Genomic DNA, 24,028 nt, shown 5'->3' on the forward strand with positions numbered 1-24,028 from the left:
GTGCGCCATGCGCACCGGCTCCGTTTCCGCGAAGATCCTGGTCGCGCCCGCGTCGCCCTACGGTCGCGGTAATGGCAGCTGCGCCCAGTCCAGCTGCGCCGGCACCTGCAGCGCCGCCTCGGCGGGGATGCCCGGCGCCACCAGAAACCCCTGCATGATGCTGCAGCGGTGATTCACCAGCCAGTCGCGCTGGGCCTGGGTTTCCACCCCCTCGGCGATCACCTCGAGGCCGAGGTGGTGGCCGAGATCGATGATGGTGCTGACCACCGCGGCGTCGCGCGGCGACTCGAGCATGCTGGAGACGAACAGGCGGTCGATCTTCAGCGTGTCCAGCTCGAAATGACGCAGGTAAGCCAGCGACGAATAGCCGGTGCCGAAGTCGTCGATGGCGATCTTCACCCCGAGCTGGCGCAGGTGGCGCAGCTGCGCCTGGGTCAGCTCCAGATCCTGCATCAGCGCGCTCTCGGTCACCTCCACCTCCAGCTGGCGCGGCTGCAGGCCATGGGCGTCCAGCGCGCGCTGCAGGTCATCGACCAGCTGCGGCATGCCGAACTGCACCGGGCTGACGTTGATGCTGAGCACCAGTTCGTCGCCGAACCGGCGGTTGAAGTCGGCGAGCTGGCTGGTGCTCTCGCGGAAGATCCAGTCGCCCAGGCGATTGATCAGCCGGGTCTCCTCCAGCAGCGGGATGAACACGTTCGGCGCCACGGTGCCGGCGACCCGGTGCTGCCAGCGCAGCAGTGCCTCGAAGCCGCGCAGGCGCCCGCTGTGCAGGTGCACCTGGGGCTGATAGACCAGCACGAAGTCGTCGTTCTCGATGGCGTGACGCAGGCTCTCCTCGAGCATCAGCCGCGAGCGCGCGCGGCCGTTCATCTCCGGTGAGAAGAAGCGGTACTGCTGACGCCCGGCGCGCTTGGCCTCGTACATGGCCATGTCGGCGGCGCGCAGCAGGCCCTCGACGCTCTGCCCGCACTCCGGATAGCAGGCGATGCCGACGCTGGCGCCGAGGGTGACGTCGACCTCGTCCAGGGTATGTCGAACCGAGACCAGCTCGATCAGTTTCTCCGCCACTCGCGCCGCGTCCTCGGGGTGGCTGAGGTTGTCCAGCAGCGCGGTGAACTCGTCGCCGCCGATCCGCGCCAGGCTGTCGTAGGGCCGCAGGCAGGCCCTGAGCTGCTCGCCGACACGGCGCAGCAGTTGATCGCCGGCGTCGTGGCCGAGCGAGTCGTTGATCCGCTTGAAACCATCCAGGTCCAGATAGAGCACGGCGATACGCTGGCCGCTACGTTCGACGCGCGCCAGCGCCGACTCCAGGGCGCGATGGAAGCCGCGGCGGTTGAGCAGGCCGGTCAGCGCATCGGTGACCGCCTGGGATTCCAACTGCGCGTGCAGGTTGCGCACCACCGACATGTCCAGGGCGATCACCACCATGGCGTACTGCAGGCGCGGCAGCGGCGAGCAGGACAGCGCCGCCGGCAGCAGGCCGCCATCCAGGGTGCGCAGGCTGGCTTCGTGCACGCGGTAGGTGGCCTCGCGCTTGAAGTGCCGGTAGAACTCCGACTGCGACCAGTCGCCCTCGGTCTGCGGACTGTGCAGGAAGGCCAGCAGCTCGGCGCCCTCGAGGTCGGCGACCTCGCCGTGAAGCATCTGCGCCATGGCCGGATTGGCGAACTGGATACGGCCGTCCTCGCCGACCACCATGATGCCCTCGGCGGCGTTGTTCAGCACCGAGGCGTTGAATGCCCGGGCCCGGTCGAGCTGCTGGCTGAGCAGCTGCAACTCGCTGCGGTTGCGCTCGTGTTGCAGCAGGCTGCGGATCTTGTGCCGCAGTACGGCGGGGTCGAACGGCTTGAGGACGAAATCCACCGCGCCGCTGTTGTAGCCACGCAGCACCGCGTCCTGGGTCTGGGCGATGGCGGAGACGAAGATGATCGGGGTGAAGCGGGTACGCGGGTTGCCGCGCATCAGGCGGGCCACCTCGAAGCCGTCCATCTTCGGCATCTGCACGTCGAGCAGGACCAGGCCGACCTCCTCCTCGAGCAGGTAGCGCAGCGCCTGTTCGCCGGACGCGGCGCAGCGCAGCTGCCAGTCGCCGTCGTCGAGCAGGGCCTGCATGGCCTCGAGGTTCTCCGCGCGATCGTCCACCACCAGCAGGATCTGCGTCTCCTGCCTGGCTTCGATCTTGGTCTGCGCCTGGGCCATGCTACCTCCTGTGTCCTTTTGGCCGTGCACCGCCAACTCCTGCTCTCAGGGTAGATCATTGCTGGCAACAGGCGCGGGCAGGCCGAGCCAGCGCTCCAGCAGCGCCAGCAGCTCGTCGCGGCGGATCGGCTTGGCCATGTAGTCGTCGGCCCCGGCGGTGATGCATTTCTCGCGGTCGCCCTTCATGGCGTGGGCGGTCAGGGCGATGACCGGGATGCTGCAGCCGTGCTCCTGCTTGAGCAGACGAGTGGCGCTGTAGCCGTCCATGTTGGGCATGGCCATGTCCATCAGGATCAGATCGAAGGGTTCGCGCTGATAGCAGGCGATGGCCTCCACGCCGTCCTGGGCCGGCGTCACCTGCAGGCCGACCTCGTCGAGCAGCGCGCTCAAGGCGTAGACGTTGCGCATGTCGTCGTCCACCAGCAGGATGCGCCGTCCCTGCAGCGGATGAGCCTGGCGCCGGCTGTGCCCGGGCGTGCGCACCTCGCCGAGAAAGCCCTGCACGGCCTGCCCCAGGGCCTGGGTGTCGTCGCCATGCTTGCGCACCACCACCGCGCTGTAGCGGCGCAGGCGTTGCAGCGTCTGCACCGTGACGTCCACGCCGGTGTTGATCACCACGCGCCGCCCCTGCAGCGGGCGCGCTTGATTGAGGCTGTCGAGCAGGGCGAAGCCGTCCTGGTCGGGCAGGTCGAGGTCGATCACCAGGGCGCTGAATTCCCCCTCAGCATAGGCGGCACGGGCCTGCTCGGCGCTGGCACAGGCGGTGACGGCGAAGCCCAGCTGGCTGAGGTGCTCGCGATAATGCTCGCGCTCGATGTCGACGTCTTCCACCAGCAGCAGCGCCTGCTCCGCCGACTGGCCGTGCTGCAGGTCGAGGAACACCTGTTCCAGTTCGTCACGATCGATCGGCTTGACCAGATAGCGCGTGCCGTCTTCGTTCCAGCCGGCCGGCTGCGGCACGCAGGAAATGATGTGCACCGGCGTATGGCGGTGGCTGGCCTGGCCGCGCAGGCGGCGGAACAGCTGCCAGCCGCTGATATCCGGCAGCAGGATGTCGAGGATCACCGCGTGGAACGGCTCCTGCTGCAGCAGGTTCAGCGCCTGCAGCCCGGTGCGGCACTGCACGCTGGAAAAGCCGTGGCCATGCGCCGCCTCGGCAATCACCGCGGCGAAGTTGGCATCATCCTCGACGATCAGCAGCGGCGGGCCCTCGCCGCCGCGCTGCGGCCCTTCGCTCGGCGCCTCGCCGCTGGCCGGCGCAATCTGCAGCGGCAGACGCACGCTGAACACCGAGCCCTGCCCCGGCACACTCTGCAGGCTGATGTCGCCATCCAGCGCCAGCACCAGCTGGCGGGTGATGGCCAGCCCCAGGCCGGTGCCAGCGAAACGCCGGCTGGTGGAGCCGTCGATCTGCTGGAAGGCCTGGAAGATCTGCTCGTGCTGGGCAGGGTCGATGCCGATGCCGGTGTCGCGCACGCTGAAGCAAAGCAGCTCGCGCCCGTCGTCCAGGCGCTCCTGCCAGGTCACGGTCAGGCTGACCTCGCCCTGTTCGGTGAACTTCAGGGCGTTGGACAACAGGTTGCGCAGGATCTGGTGCAGGCGCACACGGTCGGTATGGATCACGCGCGGCACGCCGGCATCGAGCTGGGTGTGCAGGCGCAGGCCCTTGATCTCGGCCATCGGCCGCAGGCTGGCGTCCAGCTCGACCAGCACGTCATGCATGCTCAGCGGCTCGAGCTTGAGCTGCATGCGCCCGGATTCCACCTTGGCCAGGTCGAGCACGTCGTTGATCAGTTGCAGCAGATCGCTGCCGGCGCGGTGGACGATATCGGCGTGCTTGGCCTGCTTCTCGGTGAGGTTGCCGGCCAGGTTCTGGCGCAGCTGGTCGCTGAGGATCAGGATGCTGTTGAGCGGCGTGCGCAGCTCGTGGGACATGTTGGCGAGGAACTCGGACTTGTAGCGGTTGGCCAGCAGCAGCTGCTCGGCCTGCTCGCGCAACTTGTGCTCGGCCGCCTTGCGCTCGCTGATGTCGATGATCACCGCCTGTACCAGCGTCTCGCTGCCACTGCGAATCGGCGACAGGCCGACCTCCAGCGGAATCATCCGGCCTTCGCGGTGCTGGCCGAACAGCTCCCGGTTGCCCCCCATGCGGCGCTGCTCCGGCATTGCCTGGTAGCCGCGGCGCAGCCCGACGTGGCTGCCGCGCAGGGCGGCGGGCAGGAGGATCTCCACCGACTCGCCGAGCAGCGCCTGGCGCTCGTAGCCGAACATCAGCTCGGTCTGGCGGTTGACCATGGCGATGCGCCCCAGGCCGTCGACCAGCACGATGGCGTTGGGCGAGGCCTCGACCACCAGGCGAAAACGCTCCTCGGCGCCCTTGCGCGCACGCAGGTCGACCAGGTTGAGCAGGTATTCGGCGGCGCCGTCCTCGCGCAGGCGGCTGAGGCTGACGCCGACCGGAATCGTCTCGCCGCCCTGGCTGCGCGCCTGCAGCTCGTCGCCCTCGGCCAGCTGCGTCGGCAACGGCTCGAGCGACGGCAGGAAACGCGCCACCGGCTCGCCGAGCAGCGCTTGCGCGGGGCATTCGAGCAGCTCCGCCGCGCTTCGGTTGGCCATGTCGATGCGCCCCTCGGCGTTGCACAGCAGGGTGGCCACCGGCAGGCGCTCGACCAGCAGACGGAAGCGCTCCTCGCGTTCCTGCAACTCGAGCGACGTCTGCTGGCTGGCGTGCAGCTTGCGGTCGCGCTGGTAAAGATGGCCACCGACCAGCAGTGCCAGCAGGGTCGCCGCGGCCAGCCCCAGCCACAGGCCCAAGGTGTTGCCACGATCGGCCAGCCCGCGCTCGTACTCGGCCGTGCTGCTGACCTGCAGACCCCAGGTGCGACCGTACAACGGCAGTTCCAGGCTGCGCTGAAAGCGCGGCTGCCAGCCCTCCTGCCGGGCATCGCCACTGAGCAGCCTGGCGTCGGGCGCCTGCAGATCCTGCAGGGCGATATCGAAGCGACGACTCTGCGGGCCGAGGATGCCTTCCATCAGATCCTGGCTGCGGAAGGCGCCGTGGACCATGCCGAACAGCGCGGCACGACGTTCCCGCGGCGTGCTCAACGGCATGCCGGGACGGAACACCGGGAGATACAGCAGCACCCCGCCCTGTATGTCGACCTGGGTTTCCTGGCGCAGCACCAGCGGTGCGCTGAGGGTCGCCTCGCCGCTGTCGATGGCGCGCTCGATGGCCTGGCGGCGCACCGCCTCGCTGAGCATGTCGAAACCCAGCACACGTCGATTGCGCCAGTCCAGCGGGCTGATGTAGTCGATCAGCATGTAGTGCTCGCGCTCGCCAGCGGGAAACATCTGGTAGTCCAGGCGCTGATCCGCCTGCAGGTCGGTGAGATAGTCGGCGAGTTGCGCGCGGCTCAGGTAGCGCGACCAGGCCAGGGCCTGGATGCCGGGATAACGGTCCTGCAGCTGCAGCTGGTCGAGCGCGCGATCCCACTCGAGGGGCGAAACCCGCTCGCTGGCGGTCATCAGCCCGGAGATGCCGCGCAGCACCGTCTCGTAGGCCTGCATGCGGCTCAGCACGCGCTGGCCGATGTCCTGCGCCTCGAGCACGAAGCGCTGTTCGCCGTCCTCGCGCTCGCGCTCCTGCGCCAGCTGCCATTGCCAGACGATCAGCGCGCCGAGGCCCAGCAGCAAGGCCAGGGACACGGTCAGCGGCAGCCAGGGTTTCGGGGCCACGGGGTCAGCTCTGCCGTCCATCGTTCTCCCTCTGGTCATCCAGAACCAACGCGCGCCAGCGGGCCGGCGCGCGGACTTCACAGAACCACAGGCAGCAGTCTAGTCAGGTTTTGCCTGGCTGGCGTTTTGCCAGAAGAGACACGACAGGCGGTCAGGAAAAGCCCCCGGTTAGGGGGCTGGATCAGGGCAGAAGATGCCGCCGCTACAGCGGCGCCCGCGTCAGTTCGGGCGCATGTCCATCAGCATGCGCAGGTAGGAGGTCAGGCGCTTGCCGCCGATCACGCCCTGGTAGCCGTGGCTGTCGTACTGCGCGCTCTTGACCAGGTCGACGCGAAAGCGCGGGGTGCGCTCATAGGTGCGACCCAGGGTGCTGGTGGACTGGCTGTCGAACAGGTCGACGCTGACCTTGACGAACTCCCGCGGATTGCGCCGGCCGTTGGCGCCGCTGTTGTTCGGGCTGCTGAAGATGTCGCCGCTGGCGGTCATGGCCGAACTGTAGTATTCGCGGCCGCGCAGGCTGGTCTTGCCGCTGCCGATGACGAACTGCTGGGTGGCCGGCCGGTAGCGATCACCGGCGGTCAGGTAGCTGGCCAGCACGTCATACAGGGCATAGCTGCTGCCGCTGCCGCGCTCCTTGTTGCGCAGGTCGAAGACGAACACGCCATTGCTGCCGATCACTTCCATCTCGACCTGGCCCAGGCTGGGGTTGTCCTGCACCAGCAGGGCGGTGTCCTCGTCCACGCCGAAGGCGAACGGCACGTTGCTGTAGTCGGCCAGACGCAGGATACGGCCCTGGCGGCCGCGCTCGCTGAAGTGGGTGTCGAGCAAGCCATGACCGAAGAAACCGAAGCCGCCCTGCATGTCGTAGGACAGGTCATCGCCGCCCGGGCTGGTATAAACGCCATTGCGCAGCGCGTCATAGCTCTCGCCGCCGGTGATCATCGGCCCCTGCACCATGATCGCGGTGCCGGCGCTGGTACCGGCCAGCACGGCGCCATTGGCATGCCGGGCGCGGATGGCGGCCAGCGCCGGGCTGTCCTGACGAGTGCTGGTCTGCAGGGTCTGGGTCAGTCGGCCCTGGTCGCCGCCGCCGAAGAAGAAGCCGGTCATGCCGTTGATCTGCTCGAGCACCTGGGGGTTGCTGTTGTTGTCGATGCTGTCCAGGTCGATGGGAATCCACTGGGCATCCTGGGCGCCGTAGGTTTTCAGCAGCGCGGCGTAGAACTCGCCGTTGGCCTGGGAGTTGCGCGCATTGGCGGTGCCGGCATCCGGGTCCTGACTGGGTGGAATGGACGCGGCGGTGATAATGCCGATGCGCGCCTGGCTGCCGCCGGCCAGCTGGATCAGGCGTTGATAGATCGCCGCGTTGTCATCCTTGATGGCGCCACCGATCAGCACCAGCGGGCCGCCGGCATGGCCGACCAGGGGCAACAGGGCGAGCAGCAGCAGGGTGCAGCGTAAGACTTTGCCAAGCATCATTGTCGAGTTCTCCGAGACGTGCGCCAGGCGCACTCTTGTTGTGGGTGTTGTGAAACGGGAACTGCCGCAGCGTGGATTTTTTGGTCGAGTGGTGACCTCCAGCTCAGTAAACCGAGAAGTGTTTGAAGTACCGCTGTTCGATGCGCTTGTAGACCCCATTGCTGAGGATCACTGCCAGGGCGCGGTCCAGGCGCTCGCGCAGGGCCGTGTCGCCCTTGCGCACGGCGATGCCCTGGCCCTGACCGAAGTGCTTGGGTGACACCACCTGGTTGCCGACCTGTTCGAAACCCTGGCCCTGCGGCGTGTCGAGAAAGCCGAAGAAGCCGGAGACGGCATCGTCGAGCACCAGATCGATCTGGCCGGCGGCCAGGGCCTGGTACATCAGCGCGGCGGAGTCGAAACGCTGCAACTGGACGTGGGCGGCGTACTTGTCGTCCAGCAGGCGCTCGTAGGTGGTGCCCTGCTGCACGCCAACCCGTTTGCCGGCGATGCGCCGCGGGGTGACGATCACCTCATGGATCAAGCCCTTGCGGGCGAAGAAGTAGGCCGGGGTCTGGGCGTACTTGGCGGTGAAGTCGACCCGTTGCTGGCGCGCCTCGGTGATCGACATGGAAGCCAGGATCAGATCGGCGCGCTGCGCCTCCAGCGCCGGGATCAGATCGTCCCAGGCAAAGCGCAGCAGCTGGCACTCCTGCGCCATGGCCTGGCACAGGGCCTGGGCGATATCGACGTTGAAGCCCTTGAGCTGGCCGCTCTCGTCCAGTATTTCGAAGGGCGGGAACTGGCCTTCCATGGCGATGCGCAAGGGTTGCGCCTGCACACCGAAGGCCAGCCCACAGAACATCAGGAGCAGAACGATACGCATGCTGTAAGTCTCCGCAATGAGCGCTGCACAGGGCCGCTGGAAAAAAAGGCACCCGCGGGTGCCGTCAGGTCAAAGGAGCGTGGAGAAGACCTAAAACCTTGGAATTCGCCTGCCCCCGAGATGCAATCGGAGGCGGGCTGCAGCGCCGTTACAGCAGGCTCAGCGGGTACTCAACGATCAGCCGCACTTCGTTGAGGTCGTTGTCGAATGCAGTGGCGCGGTGGGTGGCCTGACGCAGGCGCAGGGACAGGTCCTTGGCGGCACCGGACTGCACCACGTATTTGGCCTCGAGGTCGCGCTCCCAGTGCTTCTCGTCCTTGCCGGCCCAGCCGGCGAAGGCGCCATTGGGGTCGGCCTTGGTGCCGTCGATCTGGTCGCCCTTGATGTAGCGGGCCATGAAACTCAGGCCCGGCACGCCGAAGCTGGCCATGTTGAGGTCGTAGCGCACCTGGAAGGAACGCTCGTTGGGGGCGTTGAAGTCGGAGTACTGCACCGAGTTGGCCAGCCAGATGGAGTCGCCGCCGATATAGTCGAAGAACTCGTCGCCGTTGACCTTCTGATAAGCCAGGCTGAGCTTGTGCGCGCCGAAACCGTAGGCGCCCTTGAGCGAGTAGGTCAGGGTGTCCAGCTCGCCGGCCAGGGCCTTGCCCTGGTCATCGGTCTTGTAGGCCACCAGGTCGAAGCTCAGCGACTGCTGGTCGGCCAGGGGGATGTTGTAGTAGAGGTTGCCGAAGTACTGGCGCCAGACATCCTCGGCTTCGCTGCCATACAGCGAGACGCTGAGGTTGTCGTGGAAGTTGTAGGTGCCGCCGACGAAGTCGACGCTGCGCGCCTCCACTTCGGCGTATTCGCTGGTCAGTTCGCCATCGGAGTTGCTCGAGTTGCGGCGGTTGATGGCGGTGAAGTGCCCGGCTTCGAGGAACAGGTTGTCGACCTCGCTGCTGAACAGCTGCAGGCCGGTAGCGGTTTCCGGCAGCAGGCGCGAGTCGCCGGTGGCGAATACCGGGGCGGTGGGACGCTGCTCGCCGAACTTCAATTGGGTGGAGGAAATGCGCGCCTTGACCACGCCGCCGATTTCACCGGTGTTGTCCTCGATGCGGCCATCGCCGTCGACCGGCAGGATGCCGTTGCCCACGCTGCCGCGGCCGCCGTCGAGCTTGATGCCGCCGTAGGCATGGGCATCCACCCCCACGCCCAGGGTGCCCTGGGTAAAGCCCGAGGCATAGTTCAGGTGCATGCCATGGGCCCACTCCTCGCGGGTGTTGCGCTGGCTGTTGACGAAGTTGCGCTGCATGTAGAAGTTGCGGTTGAGCAGCTTCAGCGTGCTGTCTTCGATAAAGCCCTTGGCCTGCTGCTGATCCCCGGCCAGGGCGAACGACGAGCCGGCGGCGACCGCCAGGGCGATCAGGCTCAGTTTTACCAGTTTCATCACTTACTCCATTGTTGTTATTGAACAGCTCAGCGTCCGCCGCTAGGCGAACAATTCCGGTGCCAGCTCGGGCGGACACTCGCCCTTGCTGATCACCGCCTCCAGGCACAGGGTCGACGCCGACTCGGCCCAGCAGACGAAATACCCCTTGGCCCGCAGGCGCTTGAGACGAAACGGCCACTCCAGCTCGTTGCCCGGCTGCAGGGCGGCCAGGTGGGCGGGCAGCTGGATGATCGAGTAGAAGCCGGCGCGGGTTTGCACCCGTTCCAGCACCCGCAGATCGGGCTTGCCGGCCAGCAGTCGCTCGCGCTGCGGGGCGTGCCAGAGTTTTTCCAGGGCGAAGGCTTCCAACCTGTTCAGTTGCATACAGGGCTCTCGGGGTATCGGGGGTGATTCGGGGCGGCGCCAGTCGGGCGCCGCCTGGTGCGCGTTAGCCTTTACTCAGGCCGGCGACCCGGGCCAGGGTCTGCGCCACTTCGCCGCGGCTGACCGGCGCATCGGGCTCGAAGCGACCCTGCGCGGCCTTGAGCCAGCCCTCGCCCACGGTCAGGCGCGCCGCCTCGGCCAGTTCGGCATCCAGTTCGCCCAGGTCGCTCAACGCGGCGCTCTTTTCCAGGCGCGTGTTATGGAAACGCTCGACCAGCGCCTTGCAGGCCAGGGCCCAGTCCTTGCGGGTGACCGGCTGCTGCCCGGCAAAAGTCTCGCCGGCGCGCATCCAGCCGTTGGACAGCACCACCTGCAGCTGCTCGCGCACCGGGTCGTCGGCGTCGATATCGCCGAGCGTCGGCAGCGCATCCAGCTTGGGCTCGGCGGCCAGGGTCATCTGCAGGGCATTGGCCAGTTCCAGGCGGCTGATGGGCCGCTGCGGCTCGAAGGCGTTCTGCCCGTTGAGGGTCATCAGGCCGCGGAAGCTCACCGCGCGGATGGCATCGCCGAGGGCGCCGTTGCCGGCATCGACCGGCGCACTGGCGGCCGGATCGCCCAGGTTGGCGTTGACCGGACGAATATCCAGGCGCACGCCGCTGACGCTGTAGTTGGTCAGCGAATCGTAGAACTGGCTGTAGGCGCTGAATTCCGGGGTCTTGCTGAACGCGAAGCGGTAACCGTAGTGGTAGCCGTTGAGCGGGTTGTAGCGGGTCATCAGGCCCAGCTGGCGGCTGGCGCTGTTGTCGGCCAGGCCATAGAGCACGGCGCGGCCCATGGCCGAGACGGCGGCCAGGTCGGTGATCAGCTGGTTGCCCAGCAGGTACTGATTGCCTGCCTCGATGGCCGCCTTGCCCGCCGCCGGCTGCAGCGTGCCGCTGCGCAGGTCGTAGCGGTCGCCATGACCGAGCATGGCCAGGCGCACATTGCTCAGCCGGGTGCCGTAGAGGCCGAAGCCCTTCTCGGCCTGGCTGGCATCCATCACCGTCAGGTAGCCCTCGCCCAACACCTCCAGCTGGCCGCCGGGCTTGACCCACATGGCGGTGTTGGTGTCCAGGCCGAAGCCCTTGCTGGCCTTGCGCTCGGCCAGGTAGGCGGCCATGCGCGCGGCGCGGCCGGTGCTGGTTTCCTCGATCTGGTCCAGGTGCTGATCGATGATGCCGTTAAACAGACCGGCGCCCTTGAGGATGGCCGTGCCACGCTGATCGGTCTTGGCGGCGACGCCAAAGTCCAGGGTATCCATGACCACGCCGTAGGCGGTGGGCATCTCGGCGCCGAGGATGCTGGCCCCGGCGCTGGTGCCGGCCACCACGCCCCCCCGGTCGAACACCTGGCGCACCCCCTGCATCAGCAGCGAGGGGCTGCCATCGGCATTGAACAGGGCGCGGGCGATGCGGGCCTGGTCGCCACCGACGAACCACACGGCACTGGCGTCAGCCAGGGGCTTGACCACCTCCGCGTCGTTCATGGTCTCCAGGTAGTTGTGACGGTCGATGCCGACGATGCTGATGCGCTCGGCCGGCACCCCCTGGGCGATCAGCTCGGCCATGAAGCGCTTGCTGGAGCCCTGACTGCCGCTGGCAGTGGGCAGGATGACGATGCGCGCGCCTTGCTGGCCGCCGGCCAGTTCGACGAACTTGGCGTAGACCGGGACGTTGCTGGCGCGCAGCATGCCCCCCACGGCCAGCAGGTGGCCTTCGGCCTGCACCACGGAGCTGGCACAGGAGAGGATCAGGGCGACGAACAGACGGCGAGGCTGGAACGGCTTTTTCATTCTTATTGCTCTTGTTATGAAAATTCTGACGCGAATTGACCTCCCTGTGGCGGCTGCAAGCCGCGCCAGTCCTGGCGCCCAGCATGTGAATAATAATTTTCACAATGCATCTTTGTGAAATTTTATATACCACAACGCCCCCCTGTTCAAGCGCCCGCGGCGACCCTGGGCCTCCTGGCGCGGCCTGAAAAAGCCCGCTCGCGGCGCGGCAGACAGCGCGCTAGAGCGGCTGAGGCGAGCGATCGGCGACACCCGGAATGATATAAATATTTCTAAATAGTATATTTATGAAAATAAACGTGTCATAGATAGTGCCCACAGGACCCGAGCCGGCCCACTTCGCCGACTCTCCGCAACCCGGCCCACCCGAGCCGGTTGCCGGCTGCGCCCAGGCGCTGCCAGTGCACAGCCAGCGCCGCACCGCCGGCTGTGCAGCGAACCCCAAACCACCACCCAGGAGTCAATAAGATGAACAAGATCGCACTTCTCGGCGCACTGGCACTGTCCGTCGCCAGCAGCTTCAGCCACGCCAGCCAGGACAACCTGCGCATCGGCATCGAGGCGGCCTACCCGCCCTTCGCCTTCAAGACCCCGGACGGCGCCATCAGCGGCTTCGACTACGACATCGGCCAGGCCCTGTGCGAAGAGATGAAGGTCAAGTGCCAGTGGGTCGAGCAGGAGTTCGACGGCCTGATCCCCTCGCTGAAGGTGCGCAAGGTCGACGCCGTGCTGTCGTCCATGTCGATCACCGAGGATCGCCTGAAATCGGTGGACTTCGGCAAAAAGTACTACCACACCCCCGGCAAGCTGGCGATGAAGGCCGGCACCCAGATCAACGACCCGCTGCTCGACCTCAAGGGCAAGAAAGTCGGCGTACAACGCGCCTCCACCTACGATCGCTACGCCAGCGACAAATTCGAGAAAGCCGGCATCGAGGTGGTGCGCTATGCCTCGCAGAACGAAGCCTTCCTCGACCTGGCCGCAGGCCGTCTGGACGCCACCCTGGCCGACATCGTCAATATCGACGAGGGCTTTATCAAGACCCCAACCGGCAAGGGTTTCGCCCTGGTCGGCCCGGACTTCAACGACCCGCAGTACTTCGGCCGCGGTGCCGGCATCGCCGTGCGCAAGGGCGATGAGGCCAATGCCGCGCGCATCAGCGCCGCCATCGACGCCATCCGCGCCAACGGCAAGTACCAGGAAGTGCAGGCCAAGTACTTCGACTACGACATCTACGGCCAGTAACCCTGCCCTGTCCGCAGAGGCATCCGCCCACCGGCGCGATGCCTCTCTCTCGTAATCGCGCAGCGCCTGTCGCGGCGCGTGAGGACCCCATCATGCTCCACGGCTACGGCTCGACCATCCTCGATGGCGCCTGGCTCACCCTGAGCCTGGCGCTGACCTCCATGGCCCTGGCCATCAGCCTCGGTCTGCTCGGCGCGGCCTTTCGCCTGTCGCCGATCCGCTGGCTGGCGATGCTCGGCGAGGCTTACGCCACGCTGATTCGCGGCATTCCCGACCTGGTGCTGATCCTGCTGATCTTCTACGGCGGCCAGGATCTGGTGAACCGTGTCGCGCCGCTGCTCGGCTACGACCACTACATCGACATCAATCCCTTCGTCGCCGGCGTGTTCACCATGGGCTTCATCTTCGGTGCCTACCTGTCGGAGACCTTCCGCGGCGCCTTCATGGCCATTCCCAAGGGGCAGGCGGAAGCCGGCGCGGCCTACGGCATGAACGGGATGCAGGTGTTCTTCCGCATCCTGGTGCCGCAGATGATCCGCCTCGCCATTCCCGGTTTCACCAACAACTGGCTGGTGCTGACCAAGGCCACCGCGCTGATCTCGGTGGTCGGCCTGCAGGACATGATGTTCAAGGCCAAGAATGCCGCCGACGCCACCCGCGAACCCTTCACCTTCTTCCTCGCCGTGGCCGCCCTGTATCTGCTGCTGACCAGCGTCTCGCTGCTCGCCCTGCGCCTGCTGGAGCGGCGCTACAGCGTGGGCGCGCGGCTGACCGAAATCTAGAGGACCCGCTCCATGCTCGATTTCCATCTGATCGCCGAGCATCTGCCGCTCTATGGGCGCGGCCTGCTGGTGACCTTCCAGTTGCTGCTGATCGCCCTGGCCCTGGGGCTGACCTTGGCCATTCCCTTGGGCCTGATGCGGGTATCGCGCTCGCCCTGGCTCAACGCCCCGGCCTGGCTCTACACCTACGTGATCCGTGGCACGCCAATGCTGGTGCAGCTGTTTCTGATCTACTATGGCCTGGCCCAGTTCGCGGCCATCCGCGACAGCTTCCTGTGGCCGTATTTCTCCAGCGCCACCTTCTGCGCCTGCCTGGCCTTCGCCATCAACACCAGCGCCTACTCGGCGGAAATCCTCGCCGGCAGCCTCAAGGCCACGCCGCACGGCGAGATCGAGGCGGCCAAGGCCATGGGCATGTCGCGCGCCAAGCTATACCGGCGCATCCTCCTGCCCTCGGCCCTGCGCCGCGCGCTGCCGCAGTACGGCAACGAGGTAATCATGATGCTGCATACCACTTCGCTGGCGTCGATCGTCACCCTGATCGACATCACCGGCGCGGCGCGTACCCTCAGCTCGCGCTACTACATGCCGTTCGAGGCCTTTATCACCGCCGGGGTCTTCTACCTGGTGCTGACCTTCGTCCTGGTCCAGCTGTTCAAGGGCGCCGAGCGCCGCTGGTTGGCCTACCTGACCCCGCGCAAGGCCTGAGGAGAAACCATGGAGTCGATTCGTCATTTCCTGCCCTGGAGCCCCAGCGGCAGCGACCATCACCTGAGGGTGCTGCGCTTCGGCAGCGGCCCGCGCAAGGCCTATATCCAGGCCAGCCTGCACGCCGACGAACTGCCGGGCATGCGTGTGGCGGTGGAGCTCAAGCGCCGGCTGGCTGAACTGGAGAAGCAGGGGCGCTTGACCGGCGTGGTGGAGCTGGTCCCGGTGGCCAACCCCATCGGCCTGGGGCAGATGTTCCAGGCCACCCACCAGGGGCGCTTCGACTTCGCCAGCGGGGCGAACTTCAACCGCGATTTCGTCGACCTGGCCGCGCTGCTCGCCCCGCAGCTCGAAGGCCGCCTGGGCCGCGATGGCGAGGCCAATATGCGGCTGATCCGCAGCGCCATGCTGACCGCCCTCGACCAGTTGCCCCCAGCCAAATCAGCCCTTGAAGGGCTGCGCCGCCTGCTGCTGCGCCAGGCCTGCGATGCCGATCTGGTACTCGACCTGCACTGCGACTTCGAGTCGATCCTGCTGCTCTATGCCCAGCCCCAGCACTGGCCGCGACTGCAGCCGCTGGCCGCGCGCCTGGGTGCCGGCGCCGTGCTGCTGGCCGAGGACAGCGGCGGCCAGTCCTTCGACGAAGCCTGCGCCGGCCCCTGGCTGAAACTCGCTGCGCAGTTCCCCGACGCCGCCATTCCAGCCGCCTGCCTGGCCAGCACCATCGAGCTGCGCGGCATGGCCGATACCGAGGCGCCGCAGGCCCGGGACGATGCCGAGGCCATCCTCGGCTTTCTCGCCGACCAGGGCCTGCTCGCCGGTGACTGGCCGGCGGCGCCCGCGACCTGCTGCGAGGCCACCCCCTTTGCCGGCGCGCAGTACGCCTATGCCCCGCACCCGGGGGTGGTCAGCTATCTGCAACCGCTGGGGGCCTGGGTCGAGCCCGGCGATGCGCTGTTCGAGGTGATCGACCCGCTGAGCGATCGCTATTCCGTGATCCTCGCCGAAACCCGCGGCGTGCTCTACGCCCGCGAACGCCTGCGCTATGCCCAGCCCGGCCTGTGGCTGGCCAAGGTCGCCGGCGCCCAGCCCATCCGCCAGGGCCGCCTGCTGACCGACTGACAACAAGAGAATCCCATCATGTACAGCCTGGAAATCGACAACCTGCACAAACGCTACGGCAACCACGAGGTGATCAAGGGCGTCTCGCTCAAGGCCAGGGCCGGCGACGTTACCAGCATCATCGGCTCCAGCGGCTCGGGCAAGAGCACCTTCCTGCGCTGCATCAACCTGCTGGAGCGGCCGCACAGCGGGCGCATCCTGCTCAATGACGAAGAACTGCGGCTCAAGCCGCACAAAGTCACCGGCGACCTGCACGCCAGCGATCCCCAGCAGCTGCAACGCATGCGCTCGCGCCTGGCCATGGTCTTTCAGCACTTCAACCTGTGGTCGCACATGAGCGCCCTGGACAACGTCATGGAAGCGCCGGTGCAGGTACAGGGCATCAGCAGGAAGGAGGCGCTGGAGAAAGCCGAGCACTACCTGGCCAAGGTCGGCGTGGGCCATCGCAAGAACGCCTATCCCGCGCACATGAGTGGCGGCGAGCAGCAGCGCGTGGCCATCGCCCGTGCCCTGGCCATGGAGCCGGAGGTGATGCTGTTCGACGAACCCACCTCGGCCCTGGACCCGGAGCTGGTCGGCGAAGTGCTCAAGGTGATGCAGGATTTGGCCAGCGAAGGCCGCACCATGCTGGTGGTGACCCACGAGATGGGCTTCGCCCGCGAGGTGTCCAACCAGCTGGTATTCCTCCACCAGGGCCAGGTGGAGGAAAGCGGCTGCCCGAAAGAGGTACTGGCCAACCCGCGCTCCGAACGCTTGCAGCAGTTTCTCGCCGGCAGCCTGAAGTAGCCCGGGTGCACCTGGCGCGGCCGGCTGGGATAGACTGCGCTCACGCCGGCCTGCGCCGCCTCTCACTCACCCGTGCCGAAACACCATGCCGACCTCCGCGAAGAACGCCACCGTCTACGCCGCCCCCGTGATGCGCAAGCTGGCCGAGCGCATCCCCACGCTGCAACCCTCGCTGCGCAAGGTGGCCGAATTCATCCTGCGCCACCCGCTCAAGGCCGCGACCCTGAACATCGAGGAGATGGCCGTGGCCACCGCCACCTCGCCGGCGGCGGTCAACCGCCTGGCCAAGGCCCTCGACCTGGGCGGCTATACCGGGCTCAAGGCCGAGCTGGTCAGCACCCTGCAACAGATGGTGTCGCCGGTGGACAAGCTGCGCAGCGAGCTGGAGAGCCGCCCGGACGGGGGCTTCGGCCTGCACGAACAGATCCAGATCGCCAGCAGCAACCTGGCCACCGCCGGGGCCAACAACGTCCCGGCCAGCTTCGACGCCTTTGTCGACGGCCTGATCCAGGCACGCAAGATCTACATCCTCGGCTTCGGCAACAGCGCCTATATGGCCGGCCTGGCCGCCGCCAACCTGGTGCCCTTCTGCGCCGACGCCACGGCCATCAGCATGGAAGGCGGCAACGAGAACGCCGCCTACCGCCTGGCCGCCATCACCGAACTGGACGTGCTGTTGGCCATCGCCATGCCGCGCTACAGCCTGGACACCCTGCAGCTGGCGCGCTTTGCCCGCGAGCGCGGCGCCGGCGTACTGGCCATCACCGATTCGCCAGCATCGCCCCTGGCCGGCATCGCCCGCCACACCCTGTTCGCCCCGGCCGACCACCCGGTGCTGATCAGCTCCAACACCGCCGTGCTGGCCCTGATCGAAGCGCTGGTGGCCGGGGTCATGGCGCGCAACAAGGAGGCTGTGCAGCTGGCCGCCGAGCTGACCGAAAGCGTGATGTCCTACCTGCACGTGCCCAACGGCGAGAAGCCGTCGCGCCGGCCAGGCAAGCTGCGCGGCTGAGCGCTCGCCGGCCCAGAGCCAAGCCCGCCAACGACCGGGCAGACACGACGGCCGCGCAGAAAAAAGCCCCCGCAAGCGGGGGCTTTGTCACGCCATGACTGCGGCTCAGAGCGGCCGCAGGTTGATCTCGACGCGGCGGTTCTGCGCCCGCCCGGCCTCGTTGGCGTTGCTGGCGATCGGCTGGCTAGGGCCGGCACCGTAGGAGGAGATGCGCTGGCCCGGCACGCCGTTGGCGCTCAGGTAGTTGGCCACGCTCAGGGCACGGCGGTTGGACAGGTTCTGGTTGAGCTCCAGCGAACCGGTGCTGTCGGTATGGCCGACGATGTTCACGCCGTTCTTGTCGAACTCCTTGAACACCAGCACCAGGGAGTTGAGCGTCGGATAGAAGCTGCTGGAGATGTCCGCCGAGTTGCTGGCGAAGGTGATGTTGCCGGGCATGATCAGCTTCAGGTCGTCGCCGTTGCGCTGTACCTGCACGCCGGTGCCCTGCAGGGTCTGGCGCAGCTTGGCTTCCTGGGTGTCGACGTAGTAGCCGTAGCCGCCGCCGGCGGCGCCGCCCACCGCCGCGCCGATCAGCGCGCCCTTGGCGCGGTCCTTCTTGCTAGAGGTGGCCGCGCCGATCGCCGCACCGGCGACCGCGCCGATACCGCCGTAGATGCCGGCCTTGCCGGCCTCACGTTCGCCGGTATAGGGGTTGGTGGTACAACCGGCCAGCAAGGCCATGACCGCGGAGGCCGCGATCAGATTACGCCTGGTCTTCATGGATTCTTCCTTAGGATTCGTTCTGGTGTCGGCAGCGTGCCGGAGCCCTTCGAGCCGCCGTGGCGGGCGAAGTTCCGCGCCAGCTTACCAGCCGCGTGGCGGCTGGACTGTGCGATCCGGAACAAATCCGCAGGGGTTACTGCACGCCAGGCAGCGGCCGCAGGGTCACCTCGACGCGGCGGTTTTGCGCCCTTCCGTCGGCCGTGGCATTGCTCGCCACCGGCTGATCCGGCCCCATGCCGCGGGTGCTGACCCGGCCGCCGTCGACACCCTGGGCGATTAGGTAGCTAGCCACGCTCTGCGCGCGGCGCTGCGACAGGCTCATGTTGTAGCTGTGCGAACCAGTGCTGTCGGTGTGGCCGACCACTTCGATGCTGTTCTGGTTGTACTGGCGGAAGGAGTTGGCCAGGTTGTTCAGCGGCGCATAGAAGCTGCTGGCGATCTCCGCCGAGTCGGTGGCGAAGGTGATGTTGCCGGGCATGATCAGCTGGATCACGTCGCCCTGGCGCTGCACCTCGACGCCGGTACCCTCCATCTGCCGGCGCAGCTCGGCCTCCTGCTTGTCGGCGTAGTAGCCGTAACCGGCGCCGGCCGCACCGCCCACCGCGGCGCCGATCAGCGCGCCCTTGCCGCGGTCGTCGTGACTGATCAGGGCGCCGGCGGCGGCACCGGCCAGCGCGCCCAGACCGCCGTACGTGGCGGTCTTGTTCGAGCTCGGCGCGCTCTGGTCGTAGGGGTTCTGCGAGGCGCAGCCGGCCAGCAGCAAGGCAGCGGAGCAGGCAGCGATCAGGGATAGGCGGGGCATGACGGTCTCTCCTTGGATGACAGCAGAATGCCAGTGTAGACAGCGCCGCTGGCGCCGGGTTCAGGCGCGGACAAACGGGTTCTCGCGCATCTCGTCGCCGAGGCGGGTATCCGGGCCGTGGCCGGTGACCACGGTGGCGTCCTCGTCCAGGCGGTACAGGCGCTGCCTGATCGAACGCTCGATGCTGGCGTAGTCGCCGCCCCACAGATCGGTGCGGCCGATGCCGCGGCGAAACAGGGTGTCGCCGGCGATCAGCAGCTTGGCCTCTTCGAACCAGAAGCTCATCGACCCCGGCGTATGCCCCGGCGTGTGCAGCGCGACGCCGCAGCCGCAGGCCAGTTCCTCGTCGTCGGCCAGCCACTTATCCGGTGCCGGTACCGGCGTGTAGGGCACGCCGAACATGCGGCACTGCATCTCCAGGTTGTCCCAGAGGAACTGGTCGTCCTTGTGCAGGTGCAGGGTGGCGCCGGTCTTCTCCTTCATCCGCCCGGAGGCGAGGAAGTGATCGAGGTGGGCGTGGGTGTGGATGATGCTCACCACCTTGAGGCCATGGGCTTCCAGGCGCGCCATGATCAGCTCGGGATTGCCGCCCGGATCGACCACTATGGCCTTCTTCGTCAGCGGGTCGCCGATGATCGTGCAGTTGCACTGCAAAGGCCCGACGGGAAAGGTTTCGCGGATCAGGACAGGGGCTGCGGCGGTGCTCATCAGGGGGCCTCGTTACGGTAATCTCCGGGCAGTTTACCCGTCCATTTGCGAAATGCGCGGCGGAAGTTGGAGGGATCGCTGAAGCCCAGCAACTGGGCGATCTCGTACAGCGGCAGGTGGGTGGTGCTGAGGTATTGCAGGGCCAGGCGCCGGCGAACCTCGTCGAGCACCTGCTGGTAGCTGGTGCCGATCTGCGCCAGATGCCGGCGCAGGCTGCGCCCGCTGGTGTGCAGGGCACGGGCGGCGCTGTCGAGGTCGGGGAAATCGCCGGGGCGCGCCAGCAGCAGGCGGCGCAGGCGGGTGAGCAGGCCGTCCTGCACGTCGAGGCTGGCCAGCAGCGCCTCGCACTGCCGCTCGCACATCTGCACCGTGGCCGGGTTGGCCAGGGCCATGGGGCGCTGCAGGTAATGCCGCGGCAGGCGCAGCCAGTGGCAGGGCTGCTCGAACCGCGCCGGCACGCCGAATACCTCGGTGTAGCGTTCGACGTAGTCCGGCGCGGCATGGGCGAAGCCGACGGCGAGGCCCCGCAGCTCTTCGCCGAGCAGGAAGCGGGCGATGGTGTGGATGCTGGTCAGCAGGCCCTCGGCAGCGAAGCGCGATTGCCGTCCCATGGGGAAGGACTCGATGGCGCGCAGCTCCAGGTCCTCGCCCTGCTCCACCAACTCCAGCTCGAAGGCCAGGCCAAGCACCCGGTAATACTTGAGAGCGAACTGCAGCGCCTTGCCCAGGTTGGCGCTGGCCAGCACCGCATAGCCGAGAATGCCGTGGGTGGAGACATTCAGCCGCTGGCCCAGCACCAGGCCCAGGGCCGGCTCACCGCAGCGTTCCAGCGCCGCCTGGGTGAGCAGATGAAAGTCGGCGAAGGACAGGCGGCCGTGGGGGCTGCCGAGCACCTCGGGACGCACCCGCGCCGCGGCAAGTAGCGTCTGGCGCGGCGTACCCAGCTCCACGGCCAGCGCCAGCAGCGCCTCGGCGTAGGCCACCGGCACCAGCTCGGCGGTGAAACTCAGTGCTTGCTTCATGGGCTCGTAGCGCAGCTGGCCGCATATGACTGGCAGACCTTAACCTCGCCCGGGCGAAAGCGACAAGCCCGGAGGCGCACCAGTGCGCCCGTCGTTCAGCCGGAAGGCATAGGTGATCCACGCCGCCCGGCCGAACAACCGTTGCACCCAACCCCAACTTTTCACTGGCCAAGGGCCGATGGCCGGATATGACTCGCAGATTGGCTGTTGCGAACCTGTGCGAGGAAGCATGCCCGCCCCATAGTCGACTGCAGTTCACCAGCGCAAGGGAGCCCTTATGGCCAGTACCACCCCGGAAGGTTTGCAGATCCGCCCCCGACACCAGGACTTCGACCTGCCCGATCCGCTGCCGCGTCACTGGAACGGCGGCGACGCCTTCAAGACCCACCTGTTCGATGCCATGTCGGTGCTGTTTCCCGACGGCGAACGCTTCTTCATCGACTCGGTGCGCCAGTTCCGCGAGCGCATCGACGAGCCGCTGCTGAAGGAGCAGATCCGCGGCTTCATCGGCCAGGAGGGCCATCACAGTCGCGAGCACCTGGAATACAGCCAGCGCCTGCGCGACCTGGGTTACGACATCGAGCGCATCGAGAAGCGCGCCCGCGCGCGCATCCGCTACACCCAGAAGAAGTTCTCGCGAGAGCGTCAGCTGGCCGCCACCGCAGCGCTGGAACACATCACCGCGATCATGGCCGACGGCCTGCTGAAGAACCCGGCACACATGGCCGGCGCCCATCCGACCCTGGCGCGCCTGTGGCGCTGGCATGCGCTGGAGGAGACCGAGCACAAGGCGGTGGCCTTCGACGTCTACAACCAGGTGTGCGGCAGCCGCAAGCTGCTGCGCCGGGCGATGGTCATGGGCACCTTCTTCTTCGTCCTCGACACCACCCGCGGCCTGGCGCATATGCTCAAGGTCGACGGCCTGCTGTGGAACTGGCGTGTGTGGCGCGACGGCCTGCGCTGGATGTGGGGCAAGGACGGCGTGTTCCGCCCGCTGATCGGTACCTATCTGGACTTCTTCAAGGACGGCTTCCACCCCTGGGAGCACGACAACCTCGCGCTGCTGCACGCCACCCGCGAGGAGTTCGACGGCGCGCCGCAGCCCCAGGCCAGCGCGGCCTGAACCCAGGCCGCTTGGCCCGGATGCAATCCGGGGCGGAGTAGAAGCCCCCGGATTGCATCCGGGCTACTTCCTCTCCTTGGGCGCCCTGCCCCGCACGCGGGACAGGGCATCTGCCTCAGCCCAGCAAGAACCTCATCGCATCGGCCGCGCTCTGCTCGGCAATCTCCTCCATGGGAATGTGCCCGACGCCCGGGTAGGTCTTGACCTGGATGCCAGGCAAATCGCGCTGCCACAGCGGCACGTGCTTGGGCGAGATCCAGCGGTCGCGCTCGCCCCACAGCAGCAGGGTCGGCGCCTGGATCTGCGCCACCCGCTGCGGCGTGGCGTGCAGCTCCTCTTTGTTGACCTTGAGCAGCACGCGGAAGATATCCATCATGCCGCGACGATTGCCGGGCCGGCGCGACAGGTCGTAGTAGCGCTCGACCACCCCGGGCTTGATCCGTCCCGGCTCGCCGTAGACCTCCTTGATGCCCTGGGCGATCAGCGCACGCGGCATCCACAGCGGCATGGCCAGGGTGGCACCGGGCAGCGCGGCGGCGGCGATCATCCACGGCACCTTGGTCATGTGATAGCCGGCCGGATCAAGCAGCACCAGCTTGCTCACCCGCTGCGGCTGGGCCAGGGCGAAGTTCCAGGCGATATAGCCGCCGAGGGAGTTGCCGGCGATCGCTGCCTGGTCCACCTGCAGGTAGTCGAGCAGCAGACCGAGCACGCGGATCATGCGCTCGGCCGAGTACTCGCCGTCGCGCGCCGGGCCGGTGAGGCCGAAGCCCGGCACGTCGAAGCGGATGATCCGGTAGTGCCGGGCGAAGGCCTGCACCCAGCCGTCCCAGGTATGCAGCGAGGCGACCACGCCGTGGATCAGCACCAGCGCCGGCTTGTCGCGGCTGCCCTCGTCGCGGTAGTGGATATTGAAACCGTCCAGCTCGATATAGCGCGAACCGCTCTCGGCACTGCCGTAGCGGGTCTTGAGGCGCTCCAGCGGCAGGGCGCCGAAGCCCAGGCGGGCGAAACCGACGGCCACGGGCGGTTGCAGGGACAGGCTGTTGGCGGACATGCGGGCACCTCGATCTTGTTATGGGCACCCTGTATCAGAGCACGGGCAACCCCCGCGCGCCGCCCAACCTAGGGTCTGTTCCCGCTTCATTCGCGGCCGCGCCGGAGCCAGTTTTGGCGCGAGGCGATGCACGAGATGCGAAGTTTAGTGGGCTAAATGAGCTATCGAGTAACACTGCATCGCGCCAAAACTGGCCCGGCCCTGCGGGTTGCGCGGGAAATGGCCCCCGCTGTCGTTGCAGGACTTGGCAAGGGAGCGACCATTACCTGCGTCCTGCGCCTAACCGGGGGCCATTTCTCGCAGCAACGCGGCTCGCGAATGAAGCGGGAGCAGACCCTATCAGCCGAGCACCGCCTTGGCCCGCTCGATCTCCGCGCGACTGGCGCTGCGCCCGAGCAGGTCGAGGGAGGCGGCCTCCAGCGCCCAGATCAGCGCCTGATAGACCAGCGGATCGCGCGGCGCCAGCTCCGGCTCCAGTCGCTCCACCAGCAGGCGCAGCATCTCCTGGTGAGCGCGCTGGCGATGCGCGGCCAGCGGCGACTCGGTGCGCAGCGCCTCCTCCTGCATCAGACGGATGATCGGGCCGACCGCCAGGTGATAGTCGAAAAACCGCCCGACCATGGCGCGCAGCCAGGCCTGCGGGCTGCCGGCCACCTGCTGCATCTCGCGAAAGCGCGCCAGCAGGAGCAGCACCGAGGTCTGGTAGATGCCCTCAAGCACCTCCATCTTGTTGGCGAAGTACTTGTAGAAGGTGCGCCGCGACAGCTGCGCGGCATCCAGCAGGTCGTTCACCGTGACCTGCTCCAGGCCCTTGCGGGCGAACACACCGATGGCTGCCAACTGGATGTTGGTACGCTGCAGATGGCCGACCAGCGGCCCCGCGCCGCCCTGCTGCGAGGCCAGCGCGCCGTAGCCGCCCAGGTCCTCGAACACCGCGCGGATGGCTCCGTGCTCGGCCAGCTCGTCCATGCCCTCTCCCCAACCAAGGC

At 67.3% G+C, this 24,028-nt stretch carries 20 protein-coding genes; 7 read left to right on the forward strand and 13 right to left on the reverse strand.

Annotated elements, in window-relative coordinates; translation table 11 throughout:
• Positions 1-57 precede the first annotated feature (57 nt).
• The 7 genes from ACUTAF_RS17485 to ACUTAF_RS17515 form a co-directional block, all read right to left on the reverse strand.
• The gene (locus ACUTAF_RS17485; RefSeq protein WP_445581155.1) at positions 58-2,202 is read right to left on the reverse strand and encodes a putative bifunctional diguanylate cyclase/phosphodiesterase; all 2,145 of its coding nucleotides are present in this window, start codon (positions 2,200-2,202) and stop codon (positions 58-60) included.
• A 45-nt stretch (positions 2,203-2,247) separates the two neighbouring features.
• Positions 2,248-5,958, reverse strand: a complete 3,711-nt coding sequence (locus ACUTAF_RS17490) for a response regulator (RefSeq protein ID WP_445581156.1) — start codon at positions 5,956-5,958, stop codon at positions 2,248-2,250.
• Between the two features lie 198 nt (positions 5,959-6,156).
• Positions 6,157-7,416, reverse strand: coding sequence for a cyanophycinase (locus ACUTAF_RS17495; protein ID WP_445581157.1), 1,260 nt, complete (start codon positions 7,414-7,416; stop codon positions 6,157-6,159).
• A 103-nt stretch (positions 7,417-7,519) separates the two neighbouring features.
• Positions 7,520-8,281 (reverse strand): transporter substrate-binding domain-containing protein, encoded by a 762-nt coding sequence (locus ACUTAF_RS17500; RefSeq protein WP_445581158.1) that lies wholly within the window; start codon positions 8,279-8,281, stop codon positions 7,520-7,522.
• Between the two features lie 148 nt (positions 8,282-8,429).
• Positions 8,430-9,710 carry an OprD family porin gene (locus tag ACUTAF_RS17505; protein WP_445581159.1) on the reverse strand — a complete coding sequence of 427 codons (1,281 nt, stop codon included), beginning with the start codon at positions 9,708-9,710 and terminating at the stop codon, positions 8,430-8,432.
• A 42-nt stretch (positions 9,711-9,752) separates the two neighbouring features.
• On the reverse strand, positions 9,753-10,076 hold the full coding sequence (locus tag ACUTAF_RS17510) for a hypothetical protein (protein ID WP_122109050.1): 324 nt from the start codon (positions 10,074-10,076) through the stop codon (positions 9,753-9,755).
• A 64-nt stretch (positions 10,077-10,140) separates the two neighbouring features.
• Positions 10,141-11,907: a cyanophycinase gene (locus tag ACUTAF_RS17515; RefSeq protein WP_445581160.1), complete on the reverse strand. Its 1,767-nt coding sequence runs from the start codon at positions 11,905-11,907 to the stop codon at positions 10,141-10,143.
• A gap of 468 nt (positions 11,908-12,375) precedes the next feature.
• On the opposite strand from ACUTAF_RS17515, the gene ACUTAF_RS17520 reads away from it, so the two are divergent.
• From ACUTAF_RS17520 to ACUTAF_RS17545, 6 genes are all read left to right on the forward strand, one after another.
• On the forward strand, positions 12,376-13,152 hold the full coding sequence (locus ACUTAF_RS17520; protein WP_445581161.1) for an ABC transporter substrate-binding protein: 777 nt from the start codon (positions 12,376-12,378) through the stop codon (positions 13,150-13,152).
• 92 nt (positions 13,153-13,244) lie between these two features.
• Positions 13,245-13,934, forward strand: coding sequence for an ABC transporter permease (locus ACUTAF_RS17525; protein ID WP_445581162.1), 690 nt, complete (start codon positions 13,245-13,247; stop codon positions 13,932-13,934).
• A gap of 12 nt (positions 13,935-13,946) precedes the next feature.
• Positions 13,947-14,642, forward strand: coding sequence for an ABC transporter permease (locus tag ACUTAF_RS17530; RefSeq protein WP_445581163.1), 696 nt, complete (start codon positions 13,947-13,949; stop codon positions 14,640-14,642).
• Between the two features lie 9 nt (positions 14,643-14,651).
• The gene (locus ACUTAF_RS17535; protein ID WP_445581164.1) at positions 14,652-15,764 is read left to right on the forward strand and encodes a succinylglutamate desuccinylase/aspartoacylase family protein; all 1,113 of its coding nucleotides are present in this window, start codon (positions 14,652-14,654) and stop codon (positions 15,762-15,764) included.
• 18 nt (positions 15,765-15,782) lie between these two features.
• Entirely contained in the window at positions 15,783-16,550 is a 768-nt protein-coding gene (locus tag ACUTAF_RS17540; RefSeq protein WP_445581165.1) for an ABC transporter ATP-binding protein, read from the forward strand.
• A gap of 85 nt (positions 16,551-16,635) precedes the next feature.
• On the forward strand, positions 16,636-17,562 hold the full coding sequence (locus tag ACUTAF_RS17545; protein WP_445581166.1) for a MurR/RpiR family transcriptional regulator: 927 nt from the start codon (positions 16,636-16,638) through the stop codon (positions 17,560-17,562).
• A gap of 105 nt (positions 17,563-17,667) precedes the next feature.
• Here the strand turns inward: ACUTAF_RS17545 and ACUTAF_RS17550 are convergent, their stop codons facing one another.
• The 4 genes from ACUTAF_RS17550 to ACUTAF_RS17565 form a co-directional block, all read right to left on the reverse strand.
• Positions 17,668-18,324, reverse strand: a complete 657-nt coding sequence (locus ACUTAF_RS17550; RefSeq protein ID WP_445581167.1) for an OmpA family protein — start codon at positions 18,322-18,324, stop codon at positions 17,668-17,670.
• A gap of 136 nt (positions 18,325-18,460) precedes the next feature.
• Entirely contained in the window at positions 18,461-19,129 is a 669-nt protein-coding gene (locus tag ACUTAF_RS17555) for an OmpA family protein (RefSeq protein WP_445581168.1), read from the reverse strand.
• A 60-nt stretch (positions 19,130-19,189) separates the two neighbouring features.
• On the reverse strand, positions 19,190-19,837 hold the full coding sequence (locus ACUTAF_RS17560; protein WP_445581169.1) for an MBL fold metallo-hydrolase: 648 nt from the start codon (positions 19,835-19,837) through the stop codon (positions 19,190-19,192).
• Complete coding sequence (locus ACUTAF_RS17565; protein ID WP_445581170.1) at positions 19,837-20,859, reverse strand: AraC family transcriptional regulator; 1,023 nt, start codon at positions 20,857-20,859, stop codon at positions 19,837-19,839. Before ACUTAF_RS17565 ends, ACUTAF_RS17560 begins: the two co-directional genes overlap by 1 nt.
• 277 nt (positions 20,860-21,136) lie before the next feature.
• On the opposite strand from ACUTAF_RS17565, the gene ACUTAF_RS17570 reads away from it, so the two are divergent.
• A complete protein-coding gene (locus tag ACUTAF_RS17570) occupies positions 21,137-21,982 on the forward strand; it encodes a metal-dependent hydrolase (protein WP_445581171.1) in 846 nt (281 codons plus the stop codon).
• Positions 21,983-22,097: 115 nt separating this feature from the next.
• On the opposite strand, the gene ACUTAF_RS17575 is transcribed toward ACUTAF_RS17570, so the two are convergent.
• The gene (locus tag ACUTAF_RS17575; RefSeq protein WP_445581172.1) at positions 22,098-23,039 is read right to left on the reverse strand and encodes an alpha/beta fold hydrolase; all 942 of its coding nucleotides are present in this window, start codon (positions 23,037-23,039) and stop codon (positions 22,098-22,100) included.
• A 339-nt stretch (positions 23,040-23,378) separates the two neighbouring features.
• The gene (locus tag ACUTAF_RS17580; protein WP_445581173.1) at positions 23,379-24,008 is read right to left on the reverse strand and encodes a TetR/AcrR family transcriptional regulator; all 630 of its coding nucleotides are present in this window, start codon (positions 24,006-24,008) and stop codon (positions 23,379-23,381) included.
• Positions 24,009-24,028 lie beyond the last annotated feature (20 nt).

Source organism: Pseudomonas sp. SP16.1 (genome assembly GCF_052682975.1).